Genomic DNA, 12,151 nt, shown 5'->3' with positions numbered 1-12,151 from the left:
ATAAAGAGTTTTCAAACAACGATTTCTTCACGAATTTAGATTTTCTAATTTATGGAGACCTATGAAACTCCCACCACTTTACGCACTGATGTGCTTTGAATCGGCTGCCCGGCTGCTCAGTATGAAGAAAGCGGCAGAAGAGTTGTGTGTCACCCCCAGCGCGGTCAGCCAGCAGATTGCCAAACTGGAGGAAAGTATAAATGTCCGGCTGTTTCTTCGTGTGCCGCGCCGCCTGGAGCTGACCACCGAGGGACGGATTTATCTGCGTGCGATTCGTCCAGCCTTCAGCCAAATCAGTGAAGCAACGCAACGGCTGATGGATGAAGGCAAACGCAATAAAATTACGGTCAGCTGTACCAGCGGCTTTGCTATGCAGTGGCTGCTGCCGCGCCTGCCTGCTTTTGAACAGGCCAATCCCGGCGTGGAGGTCCAGATCAGCACCACCAATCGTAAGGTGGATCTGCTGGCTGAGGGGATTGATTTTGCGGTGCGCCACGGCACCGGCGACTATCCAGGGCTGGAGGTTGAGTGTCTGCTGCATGATCGACTGATACCGGTATGCAGTCCGCAGCTACTGGCAACGCCTCTGACACCGCCTGATATCCTGCGCTACACCCTGCTGCATGACGAACATCGTCTGGACTGGGGACTATGGTTCCACGCCCTGGGCTTCCACGATGCCGACACCGCTAAAGGGCCGGTATTTATTGATTCGAATGGTGCCGTTGAAGCGGCTCTGGCAGGAAGGGGTATCGCGCTTATCCGCCAATCGCTGGTCAGTGAGGAACTCGCTCAGAATTTGTTAATGAATCCGCTCAAGGTGGCGGTGACATCTCCCATCGCCTATTACCTGGTCTGGGACGAGTCAGCCGTGTTGCAGCGCATCAGCCGTCGCTTCCGTGACTGGTTGGTGGCGACCGCTGCGGCTGAAAAAAACCGCTACCCGGTCTGAACATCTCACATCTGTCGGAATTAAGAGATATGACCGATGATAATCGTCTGTTATTTACCTCTGAACGCCGCCCGTGCATGATGCGTTTTTTGAAACGCACCCCGAAAGTCACACCACGTTAAGCAGGCGCGCGCGCGACAGGTTATGGTAGATGCCTGTTTTCTCGCCGGATGTTGCCATGCTGACTGTCAAAGCGTTTTCCATTGGTGTTTTTATCATCGTTTTGTTGTCGCTATTTGCCAGTCTGGCGCAGGCCACGCATGGCGGCTCACTCTCCAACGAACGCGGTGGCTGGTGGTCAGCGCGGCGTGATTCCGCTGGCATTGCGCCCGATCCGCGTGTCTACGCTGCGCAAGCTATTGTACAGGTCTATGCCGCCCCCACTTATGGCTGGAAAGGGGCGGTGGCGGTACATCCGTGGATCATCTTTAAACGTGCCGGGGAGACGCATTACAACCGCTATGAGGTGATTAGCTGGGGCAGCGACGACAAAGTGCGGCACAACGCCAATCTGCCGGATGGTTACTGGTATGGTGCGCGTCCGAGATTGCTGGTTGATCATCGCGGGGCGGCGGCGCAGGCGATGATTCCGCAGATCGAAGCGGCAATTAAATCCTATCCCTGGCCGCAGACTTACCACGCCTGGCCCGGGCCGAACAGTAACACCTTTCTCGCCCATATTGGCCGTGAAGTCCCTGCGCTGGAACTGGATCTACCCGCCAACGCGGTGGGTAAAGATTATCGGCCGTTGTGGCGTCCAATCGGCTTGCCGCCATCCGGACGCGGCATTCAGGTGTCGGTGCTGGGGATTGCGGGTGTCACCCTTGGTGCAGAAGAGGGATTTGAACTCAATATTCTGGGGTTGAATATGGGGCTGGATTTCACCCCATTGCGTCTACGCTTACCCTTTATTGGCGGCATTGGCAGCGACAACGTGCAGCAGGATAATCCGCCGGGTTAATCGCCCGGCGCGTCCGCTCAACACACGCCGAAGTCACCGTCTTCGTGATAGAGATTGACGGTGTCGGCTTTAACCTCGATTTCCTGTTGGCTGGCATCATCGACCCGGGCGCACCACAAGGTATCGCCATCAACGCGCAGCACTAACATTTTCGGACCACCGGTTTTCGACTGCACAAAATCATCCACGTTAAACATCTTATTCTCCAGCGAGGTTAAGGTATCGGCTGATTCTAGCTGGCAGACAGCGGTCTTGCGCATTAGGTTGTGCGAAATTACGTGTGCAGCAAAAACAGGGTGGCGAGGCCAAGGAAAATAAAAAAACCGCCGGTATCGGTAATGGCGGTAATCAGCACGCTGGAACCGACTGCCGGGTCGCGCTTCAACTTGGTCATGACCAGCGGGATCAACACCCCCATCAACGCGGCCAGCAGCAGGTTCAACACCATTGCTAACATCATCACACCGCCCAGCGCCAAATTGTCGTACATCATCCAGGTCACTGCGCCCATGATGCCGCCCCAGAACACGCCGTTAAGCAGCGCAACACCTAACTCACGCAGAATCAGAAAGGAAAAGTTGCCCGGCTCCACCTGATGCAGGGCCAGCGCACGCACAATCATGGTGATGGTTTGATTACCGGTGTTGCCGCCAATGCCAGCGACAATCGGCATCAGGGTAGCCAACGCCACCAGCTGCGAAATGGTCGCTTCAAACAGGCCGATAACGCGGGAGGCGACGAATGCGGTACACAGGTTAATCGCCAGCCAGGCCCAACGTTTGCTCACCGCTTTGCGTACCGGTGCGAACACATCCTCTTCCTGGCTGATACCGCCCATTTTACGGATATTGCTCTCATTCTCTTCATTGACGAGGTCAATGACGTCTTCGACGATGACGCGGCCAATCAGTTTGCCTTTGGCATCAGTAACGGCAGCGGAAATCAGGTTATAACGTTCGAACGCGCCAGCGGCGTCTTCGGCTTTATCATTGAGCTGGAAGGTGGTCGGATGCGCATTCATCACTGCGTCTACCCGTGTTTCTGGCGGGTTGAGCAGAATGGTGGTGAGCGGCAGTTCCCCCAGCAACTGATTACGTTTATCGGTGATAAACAGCTTATCGGTGCCGTCTGGCATGGTCTGACGGCGGCGCAGAAAGCGCTGTACGGTGCCGAGTGTGACGTCGGCGCGTACCGTCAGAATGTTGAAATCCATAATGCGACCAACCCGATCGCGATCGAACTCCACCACGCTGAGTACGTGGGCGCGCTGGCTGGGATCAAGCGTGGTCAGCAGACGCCCCGTCAGATCACGTGGCAGGTAACGCGCCAGATAAGCCTGATCGTCAATATCCAGCGGCTGAATAGCGCGCAGGATTTCTCGGTCGGTCATGCTTTCCGTCAGACTGGCCCAGACCGTTTCAGACGCTTCTACCAATACCCGACCACGTTGTTCACAGGGAACTAAGCGCCACAGTGCCTGGCGTTCCTCCTGCGGCAATGCCTCAAGGATATCGGCCAAATCGGCGGCGTGCAGCATCTGCAAATCGCTTTCCAGCTGATGACGCCATGCGCTGACTTCCTTCAGTTTGCTGGCCGGCAGATCAACCGATTTATCCAGCAAGACGTCGACGAGGTCGTGTTGCGTAAGCAGCAGGTTAAGAATGCGATGGCGGGTTTCAGTCAGTTGTTGCGCGGGCGTGGCAGACATAACGCGTCCTTTGTGTCTGTAGATATCAGGTCGAAGTGTAGCGCGTTACGGGTAAACAGGACGTAACAGGCATCATCGTCACAAGGGACAATGTGCAGGCGCAGTGACTCGCTACTTCCTTAACGCGTGTCGTTACTGCTTTGTGTCACCGGGTCGGACGTAACTTTCTTCTGCTGATGATGCTCAATGGCACCCGGGATGGTGAAAATCAGACGGCCAACCAAAATAAAAAAACTGATCAGCAAAACAATGCGTGTCATCGAACCGGTTTTGGGACGTCTTCGTGCGGGGAAAGCGTTATTCACGCGGGGAGTTTCCTGTCGATACCCGTCTGGGCGATTGCAACATTTAGTCATACTTAGATCGGTAAATCAATCGCTGTGTGAAAAATGAGCAGAAAAGGTTAAACATCGGCGCTATGCGTAGCGGCGCGATTAATCGCGTCGCTACGCAGGGGAAGTTAGTAACTGGCTTTCTGCGCCAGCAGCGTGGCGAAACGGCAGCGGATGCGCTGGCCCTGTTCATCACGGCGATGCAGCTCACCGACATGCTCGTTGTATTTCACGATATGCCAGTTGCGATAGTAATGGCTCAGTTCCCCGGATTTGAAGGTGAAGGGGAAATCCAGCGGATTGGGATAATCGTCGGTGCTCATGGCCGCGACGATCAGGTTATAGCCATATTTCACTGTGCTGGCCTGCATATCCGCAATCAACTGCGGGATCGTCTGCGGTTGCAGGAACATCATCACCACCGTGGACAGCACCAGCTGATATTCGCCGTTGAAGCGTACCTGATTCAGGTCGCAGGCTTCCGCGCGAATATTTTGCAGCTGCTCCTCATGGATAATCTGCTGGAGTCGCGCCAGGCTTTGCGGATTGCTGTCCCAGCCGGTCACATCAAAACCGTGCTGATTGAGAAACAGGCTGTTGCGGCCTTGGCCGCAACCCAGATCCAGCGCGTTGCCCGGTGTTAATTTGGGCAACGCTTCCAGCACTTCTGAATGCGGCGGCGTCAGGCCATATTTTTCCGCGAAGTAATTGTCAGGACGAATGGTCATAGTAAACCGCGTTTACTCCTCTTGCAGAATCAGATTCCAGCCGGTCACTTCATTCCAGTAGCTCTGCTCGCGCTCCAGATCCAACTGCACCAAGGTGTTCTGGCTGAAGTATCCGGCCGGGAAGGTCAGCGTCCAGTGACCGTCATCGGTGGACAGCTTGAGCGAATCCGGACGCGTCGTGGCCTGGCGCTGATTATTCAGCAAGGTGCCGAGGCGCAGCAGGAAGACCAGCGGTAAGAATTGCTTCTTCTTAAACAACGTGAAGCGCGGCATCTCATCCATCTTCACCGCTTTACGGTGGAAGCGTACCAGCATTGCCAGCAGCATCTGTTGATCCTGGTTAAAACCCGGCATGTTGGTGTTTTGCAGGATATAGGCGGAGTGACGTTGCATGCCGCTATGGTTGATGGTCAGCCCGACCTCGTGCAGCATCGCCGCCCATTTCAGTAAGGCTGAAAGCTGCGGGTTAGCCAGTTTGGGGTTCTGATCCAGCCATTGCAGATAGAGCTGTTCGGTGGTTTCCAGCACGCGACGGGCCTGGTCGCTATCGATGGCGTAGTGATTTGCCAGGCTCTGGGCGGTGCGGCTGCGAATATCCTGGTGGCGGAAACGGCCTTCCATTTCGTACAGCACGCCTTCGCGTAGCGCACCATCAGACAGGCGCAACTCGCGAATCGCCAGCGCATCGAACACGCCACACAAAATGGCGAGACCCGGAACAAACACCACTTTGCGCTCTTCCGAAAGACCCGGCAGGCTTAGTGCGGCAAAAGATTTATGCTTGATCACCTCGCTGTACAGCTGGTCCAGCCGTTCCGGGGTAATCAGTTTCTCTTTCTCGCCCATCGCCAGCAGGACTTCACAGGCGGCCTTGATGGTGCCCGACGCGCCCAGCGCATACTGCCAGCCATGCAGGCGATATTGCCATGACAGCGTTTCCAGCTTCTGTGCTGCCGCCAGACGCGCGCGCCGGAAGTTTTCCGGCGAGATTTCACCTTTCGGGAAGTAAAGCTGCGCAAAACTGACGCAACCCATACGACGGCTTTCGACCAGCTGTGGTTCGAAATCTTCACCAATCACCAGCTCGGTCGATCCACCGCCAATATCGATCACCAGCTTGCGGCCTTTTTCCGGTTGAGTATGTTCCACGCCCATAAAAATCAGACGTGCTTCCTCATTACCGGAGATGACCTCTATCGGGTAGGGGATGACATCGGCCGCCCGTTGCAAAAACTCTTCCGCATTGATGGCCTGACGCAGCGTATGCGTCCCGACGATGGTCACATTGGCCGGACTGAATCCCTGTAGGCGCTCAGCAAACAACGCCAGGCAACTCAGCCCACGCTGGATTGCCTCTTCGCTCAGGCGATTCTGCGCGTCCAGCCCATCGGCCAGATGCACGCGTTGTTTGAGGCGTCCCAGCACCTGCATGGCACCATCGACCACGCGGGCAATCACCATATGGAAACTGTTGGAGCCAAGGTCGATGGCCGCAAACTCCTGAGGCTTCGGCGTACTCTTATGGGATATTGGCATAGGAATTATTCAGGTTGTTCCAGTTGCTTGATGTAATCGTAAATCGCCAGCTGCGAGCGCACTTTTCTGCGGTTGCCGCGCGGTACGTAACGGTTACTCAGTTCTTTGTCGACGATACGGGCTTTAACTGTATCGCTAAACAGGATGGCGATGATATCCAGTACGCGCTGTTTCAGACGCGGGTCCAGGATCGACACGGCCACTTCAATGCGGTAATCGATATTGCGTGTCATCCAGTCCGCTGAGGAAAGGAACACTTTTTTATCGCCGCCGTTTTCGAAAATATAGACGCGGTCGTGCTCAAGGTAGCGGTCAACGATGCTGATCACGCGAATATTTTCGCTGATACCGGGTAAATCGGGGATCAGCGAGCACATGCCGCGCACCAGCAGGTTCACTTTCACCCCCGCCGCTGAAGCAGCATACAACCGATCCACCAATCCGTTATCCACCAGGTTATTAATTTTCAGCGTAATGCTCGCTGCAATTCCCTGCTGCACATTGGCAATTTCGTTATCAATCAATTGATAAAGCATGCTGCGCGAATTTTGCGGCGAGACCATTAAATGGTCGAAACTCACCGGACGATAGGGGTTTTCAATAAAGTTAAACACCCGGCGTACTTCGTTGGTGATGCGAGCATCCGCTGTTAATAAAGAATAGTCGGTATAAATGCGCGCGGTCTTCTCGTTAAAGTTACCGGTGCCGATATGGGCGTAGCGCACAATCTCTTCCCCTTCGCGGCGCGAGATCAGGAACAGCTTGGCGTGAATTTTCAGACCGGGCGCAGAGAAGATAACGTGAACTCCGGCTTCGGTCAGACGCTTCGCCCAGTGGATGTTGGCTTCTTCATCGAAGCGTGCCTGCAACTCCACCACCACCGTGACTTTTTTGCCGTTGTAGGCCGCGTGGATCATCGCATCCATGATGCGTGAATTCTTGGCGACGCGGTAGATGTTGATTTTGATCGCCACCACGCTCGGGTCGAAGGACGCCTGGCGCAGCAATTCCAGCACGTGCTCAAACGTATGATAGGGATAGTAGAGCAGCACATCGCGGTTGCGAATCGCATCAAATCCATTGCGGAAGCCATCAAAACCGATATGGCGGATCTGGGGCAACGGGCGGTTTTCCAGGTTGCTTTTGCCCTCATTCGGGAAACCGATAAAATCTTTAAAGTTGTGGTAACGGCCACCCGGCACCACCGAATCATAGTTGGTGATGGAAAGCTTATGGCGCAGCATCTCCACCATCTCATCCGGCATATCACGCTGATAGACAAAACGCACCGGCTCGGCGTTCAGGCGCTGTTTCAGGCTGGAGGACATCAGTTCCAGCAGGCTGGATTCCATCTCCGTGACCAGATCGTACTCAGCATCACGCGTCATCTTCATTGAATAAGCGTTGAGCGCATCATAGTCGTAGAAGCCTTTAAAGATGTCATCGAGGCAATAACGCAGGATATTGTCGAGCAGGATCATCGGCTTGCGGCGACGCGGCGATTCAGCGGGCAGGTTGACGAAGCGTGGCACTTTATCGGATGGGATCTCCAGCAGTGCGTAGCGTTTATCGTCGCCACGAATAATTTCTACCGCCAGGTAGGTGTAATCGTCTTTCAGAAATTCGATTAAGTCGGTGTCGTGATTGACCAGAATTGGCGTGATGTGCTGACGCAACTGATGTTTAAAGTAATAACGCAGCCATACCTGCTGGTTGGGCGACAGTTGGCGTTCGTTGATCAGGAAGATCTGATTACGTGCCATTTCCAACAGCAGATCGTTGTACAGTGCATCAAATTCCTGGTCGGATTTCAGCACCCGTTGCTGGATCTTCTTCAACAGATGACGTGGTGTGCTGGGCGATCCTTGTTCTTCCCCAATTAGAATGCGGCGTTTTAAATCGGCAAAGCGAACTTTATAAAATTCATCAAGGTTGTTCGAATAGATCCCGAGGAAGCGCATACGTTCAATCAGCGGATTACTTTTGTCCGCTGCTTCCTGTAATACGCGTTCGTTGAACGATAACCAGCTTAATTCTTTTTCTATATACAGCTTTTCCTGACCCATTCTGACTCCGTGATGCTGTTGCTGGACGGGATGTCCGGCGAAAAGGCGCCATCGCGCTGTTTCGCTCAGTGTCCGTCACCATTATGGCGAGAGTATGGCAGGCTTGTCCAACGCCAACAGTTGTCTTATCAATCAGCTACGGGCAACATAGCGGCTTGTCTACGATCGTAACCCAGAGCTGCATGAGCATAACAAGCATTCCCGTCCATTTTAGCGATAGCCGCCGCCGTGCCGTTGACCGGTGGGTGAAGCGTATTGTCACCGCCTGTGGCGTGGGGATTCTGCTACTGATGTTACTGCTGTTCTTCTGGTTAATCTGGGTGGTACTACCTCTTTTTAGCACGCCAGGGATACAAACGGGGGCCAGCCAACAGCTGTGGGACAAAGCCCCGGTGCTGGCATTGGGCAGCGATGGGCAGCTCGGTTGGCGTATCAGCCGTAACGAAGCGCGTTTTATTCCGCTGGATGGACAACCTGCCGGGCCAGCACTGGCGTTGCAGGGGAAACCGGATGCGGTGGTGCCAAGCGCCGACCAGCACAGCCTGTTGCTGAATATGCAGGGTGATCTGTTGCTGATGCAGCCGGTGAACGGCGAATGGCGCTTGCCACTCGGCGACCGTCCATTGCATCTCCCCCAGGGAGCCGTGTCGCAGATGGCGCTGGCGACGCTGGCAGAAAACCAATGGCGAATTGCCGCGCAAACCGCTGCCGGGATCATCCTGCTCACGCTGGATAAATCAAACAGCGTGGGGCAGATTACCCTGCCGCAGCAGCAGGCAGATCAGTTACTTCTCTCGCCCGACGGCAGCCTGCTGTATACCAGCGAAGGCCGCTTGCTGCGCGTCTGGCAAATCACGGCTGACGGTGCGCAACTGCGCGAAACACAAACCCTGACGGAGAAACCGCAAAGCCTGCATCTGCTGGCTGGTGGCCGTACCTTATTGATTCAGGATACGCGCGGCGTCAACCAGTGGTTCGCCATTGCCGGGCCGCAGGGGCCGCGGTTACACGAAATACAGACCTTTAACAGCAGCGCGGGTGCCAGCCTGATTGTCACCGAGCCACAGCGCCGCGTATTTGCCACCCTGAATACCGCTGGCGAGGTCAGCCTGTTCGCCAGCAAACAGCAGGGACCGATTGTCACGCGCAAGCTGGCACCGGGCATTCAGGCGGCCGCTTTCTCCCCACGCGGCGATACGCTGCTGGTGGAGCGGGCGGGACAATGGCAACGCTTGCATCTTGACGATCCCTGGCCGGATTTCAGTTGGCGCAACCTGTGGCAAAAAATTTGGTACGAAAACTATCCGCAACCCGGCTGGGTGTGGCAATCCACGGCTGCCGGGGATAGTTATCAGGCGAAGTTTAGCCTGATGCCGCTGGTGATCGGCACATTGAAAGCGGCCAGTCTGGCGCTGCTGTTTGCCACACCGCTGGCACTGGCGGCGGCCATGTATACCGCGTGGTTTATGACGCCGGGTCTGCGCCGCTGGGTCAAACCGGGCATTGAGATGATGGGGGCGCTACCGAGTGTGGTCATCGGTTTGATTGCCGGGGTATGGCTGGCACCCCACATCAGCAATGCGTTGATTGGCGTGCTGTTGCTGCCACTGGTGCTGGCAGTAACCTTACTGTTGTGCGGCCTGTTCAGCCCGGGTTTGCCCGCACGCTGGCGTCAACCGGGTTATGAAGTTTTGCTATTGCTGCCGATATTACTGGTCGTCACCTTGTTGACGTTATGGCTGCCAACCCACTTCTGGCCGAATATCGGTGAACGTCTCGCCCATTATGAACAACGCAACCTGCTGGTGGCCGCGCTGGCGATGGGGTTTGCGCTGGTGCCGTTGATTTTTACCTTATCGGAGGACGCCCTGTTCAGCGTACCGGTTTCGCTGGGGCAAGGTTCGCTGGCATTGGGCGCGACGCCGTGGCAAACCCTGACACGCGTCGTGTTGCCGGGGGCATCAGCAGGTATTTTCGCCGCATTGATGATCGGTTTTGGCCGCGCGCTGGGCGAAACCATGATTGTCCTGATGGCGACGGGTAACACGCCGGTCAGCGAAGGTGGGTTATTTGCCGGGCTGCGCGCGCTGTCCGCCAATATCGCCATTGAGATGCCAGAGGCGGCAGCAGGCAGCGCCCATTATCGCATTCTGTTCCTGAGCGCGCTGATCCTGCTGATTTTCACCTTGATTATCAATACGGTGGCGGAGGTGATTCGTCAACGTCTGCGCCAGCGCTACAGCCAGCATGAGGGGCAGGGATGAGGGTCATGCGCCAAAATGATCGCTGGCGCTGGCTGACGGCCGGTGCCGTGGCTGTCTGCCTGTTGGCTTTTACCTTGCTGATTGGCCTGCTGGCCTGGCAGGGAATGCGCGCCTTCTGGCCCCAGCCAGTCGATCAATACCAGTTCCAGCCGCCTGAGGGGGAATCGGTTATGCTGCTGGGCGAAACCGTGCAACGCCAGCAACACGGCAGCGGCTGGCGTTATGTGGTGAAAACCGGCAACCGCGATTTTGCCCCTCCCGATTTCCGCGTGATTGATAGCCAGACACCCGCTAAAACCCGTCAGCCAGCGGATGTGATGGTATTGCAACGGCGCAGTGGCGGGAATGCTTACGGCTGGTTTATCGAGCTGCGTGAAGATAATGAAGTGCTGACAGCGCGCGATCGTGATGCGCTGCTGCAACAGCGGCTTGAAGCGGTGCATGACCAATTACGTCAGGCGAGTCGGATTCGCCGTATTGATATGGCGCGCCTCAATGCCCAGCTGGAAAACCTGCAACAACAGGCGGAAGAACAGCAACGAAAAGGGGAATTCAGCGCACTGCGCCAGTCCGAATTCGATGCCAATAGCGCCGCATTGCAACGGCGCTTTAACGCCCTGGCGAATCAACTGAGCCAGCTGCAAACCGCAAGCCAGCGCGATGTGCTGGTGTTGCGTGATGTTCAGGGGCAGGACCATGTGATTCCGCTGGCACAGGTTGTCGCGGCCTGGTATCCGAATAGCATGAGTGTCGGCCAGAAAGCGCAGCACTTCCTCAGCCAGCTGTGGCAATTTGTCAGCAATAATCCGGCGGCAGGCGAGAGTGAAAGTGGTGCACTCCCGGCGATTTTTGGCACCGTGCTGATGGTGCTGCTGATGTCGGTGATCGTCATGCCGCTCGGTGTGGTGGCTGCTCTCTGGTTACATGAATACGCCGGGCGCAACGCGCTTACCCGATTGGTGCGTATTGCGGTGGTCAATTTGGCGGGGGTGCCATCGATTGTCTATGGCGTGTTTGGCCTTGGCTTTTTTGTCTGGTTGATTGGCGGCACTATCGACCAATTGTTTTATTCACGTGCACTGCCCAATCCAACCTTTGGCACGCCGGGATTGTTATGGGCGTCGTTAACGCTGGCGTTGTTGACGCTGCCGGTGGTCATTGTCGCTACCGAAGAAGGATTATCGCGCATCCCGGATAGTCTGCGACAGGGGTCGCTGGCACTGGGGGCAACCCAGGCCGAAACCCTGTGGCGCGTGGTGTTGCCACTGGCGGTTCCGGCGATGCTCACGGGCTTGATCCTGGCGGTGGCGCGTGCTGCCGGGGAAACGGCCCCATTGATGCTGGTGGGGGTGGTGAAAATGGTACCGGAACTGCCGGTAGACGCGGTGTTCCCGTATCTGCATCTTGACCGCAAATTTATGCACCTCGGTTTTCAGATTTACGATCTGGCGTTTCAAAGCCCGAATATCGACGCCGACCGCCCGCTGGTTTATGCCACTGCCTTGTTGCTGGTGGCAATTATCCTGTCGCTCAATCTGCTGGCAATGGCGCTGCGCCACCGTCTGCGTGAGCGTTACCGGCTTATGACGCATTAAAAAGGTTCT

10 protein-coding genes are annotated in these 12,151 nt (G+C 55.8%); 4 read left to right on the top strand and 6 right to left on the bottom strand.

The annotated features are described in order from the left end of the window. The first annotated feature begins 61 nt into the window (after positions 1-61). A complete protein-coding gene (gene gcvA, locus PAT9B_RS14700; RefSeq protein ID WP_013510067.1) occupies positions 62-952 on the top strand; it encodes a transcriptional regulator GcvA in 891 nt (296 codons plus the stop codon). 178 nt (positions 953-1,130) lie between these two features. After that, positions 1,131-1,913 (top strand): DUF3750 domain-containing protein, encoded by a 783-nt coding sequence (locus tag PAT9B_RS14695; protein WP_013510065.1) that lies wholly within the window; start codon positions 1,131-1,133, stop codon positions 1,911-1,913. A 17-nt stretch (positions 1,914-1,930) separates the two neighbouring features. Here PAT9B_RS14695 and PAT9B_RS14690 read toward each other — a convergent pair whose 3' ends face one another. From PAT9B_RS14690 to ppk1, 6 genes are all read right to left on the bottom strand, one after another. Continuing rightward, positions 1,931-2,110, bottom strand: coding sequence for a hypothetical protein (locus PAT9B_RS14690; RefSeq protein ID WP_013510064.1), 180 nt, complete (start codon positions 2,108-2,110; stop codon positions 1,931-1,933). Between the two features lie 77 nt (positions 2,111-2,187). After that, positions 2,188-3,621, bottom strand: a complete 1,434-nt coding sequence (gene mgtE / locus PAT9B_RS14685) for a magnesium transporter (protein ID WP_013510063.1) — start codon at positions 3,619-3,621, stop codon at positions 2,188-2,190. Between the two features lie 119 nt (positions 3,622-3,740). Beyond that, a complete protein-coding gene (locus tag PAT9B_RS14680; protein ID WP_013510062.1) occupies positions 3,741-3,926 on the bottom strand; it encodes a YfgG family protein in 186 nt (61 codons plus the stop codon). Between the two features lie 155 nt (positions 3,927-4,081). After that, on the bottom strand, positions 4,082-4,681 hold the full coding sequence (tehB, locus tag PAT9B_RS14675) for a tellurite resistance methyltransferase TehB (RefSeq protein WP_013510061.1): 600 nt from the start codon (positions 4,679-4,681) through the stop codon (positions 4,082-4,084). Positions 4,682-4,693: 12 nt separating this feature from the next. Beyond that, on the bottom strand, positions 4,694-6,217 hold the full coding sequence (gene ppx / locus PAT9B_RS14670; protein WP_013510060.1) for an exopolyphosphatase: 1,524 nt from the start codon (positions 6,215-6,217) through the stop codon (positions 4,694-4,696). A 5-nt stretch (positions 6,218-6,222) separates the two neighbouring features. Beyond that, on the bottom strand, positions 6,223-8,283 hold the full coding sequence (ppk1, locus tag PAT9B_RS14665; RefSeq protein WP_013510059.1) for a polyphosphate kinase 1: 2,061 nt from the start codon (positions 8,281-8,283) through the stop codon (positions 6,223-6,225). Positions 8,284-8,465: 182 nt separating this feature from the next. Here ppk1 and PAT9B_RS14660 point away from each other — a divergent pair, with 182 nt between their 5' ends. Together PAT9B_RS14660 and pstA are read left to right on the top strand one after the other, a co-directional pair. Further along, complete coding sequence (locus PAT9B_RS14660; RefSeq protein WP_013510058.1) at positions 8,466-10,547, top strand: ABC transporter permease subunit; 2,082 nt, start codon at positions 8,466-8,468, stop codon at positions 10,545-10,547. Then, the gene (gene pstA / locus PAT9B_RS14655; RefSeq protein WP_013510057.1) at positions 10,544-12,142 is read left to right on the top strand and encodes a phosphate ABC transporter permease PstA; all 1,599 of its coding nucleotides are present in this window, start codon (positions 10,544-10,546) and stop codon (positions 12,140-12,142) included. The genes PAT9B_RS14660 and pstA overlap by 4 nt, the downstream gene beginning before the upstream one ends. The last annotated feature ends 9 nt before the right edge of the window (positions 12,143-12,151 follow it).

It is taken from the genome of Pantoea sp. At-9b, assembly GCF_000175935.2.
In the GTDB taxonomy this organism is placed as follows: Bacteria; Pseudomonadota; Gammaproteobacteria; order Enterobacterales; family Enterobacteriaceae; genus Pantoea.
This window is presented reverse-complemented; position numbering and strand designations above follow the sequence as displayed.

Bases quoted from the DNA above. Each gene is read 5' to 3' on its own strand.
- ppx (WP_013510060.1), bottom strand. From the start codon at position 6,217: ATGCCAATATCCCATAAGAGTACGCCGAAGCCTCAGGAGTTTGCGGCC.
- PAT9B_RS14660 (WP_013510058.1), top strand. From the start codon at position 8,466: ATGAGCATAACAAGCATTCCCGTCCATTTTAGCGATAGCCGCCGCCGT.
- mgtE (WP_013510063.1), bottom strand. From the start codon at position 3,621: ATGTCTGCCACGCCCGCGCAACAACTGACTGAAACCCGCCATCGCATT.
- ppk1 (WP_013510059.1), bottom strand. From the start codon at position 8,283: ATGGGTCAGGAAAAGCTGTATATAGAAAAAGAATTAAGCTGGTTATCG.
- PAT9B_RS14690 (WP_013510064.1), bottom strand. From the start codon at position 2,110: ATGTTTAACGTGGATGATTTTGTGCAGTCGAAAACCGGTGGTCCGAAA.
- tehB (WP_013510061.1), bottom strand. From the start codon at position 4,681: ATGACCATTCGTCCTGACAATTACTTCGCGGAAAAATATGGCCTGACG.
- PAT9B_RS14695 (WP_013510065.1), top strand. From the start codon at position 1,131: ATGCTGACTGTCAAAGCGTTTTCCATTGGTGTTTTTATCATCGTTTTG.
- gcvA (WP_013510067.1), top strand. From the start codon at position 62: ATGAAACTCCCACCACTTTACGCACTGATGTGCTTTGAATCGGCTGCC.
- pstA (WP_013510057.1), top strand. From the start codon at position 10,544: ATGAGGGTCATGCGCCAAAATGATCGCTGGCGCTGGCTGACGGCCGGT.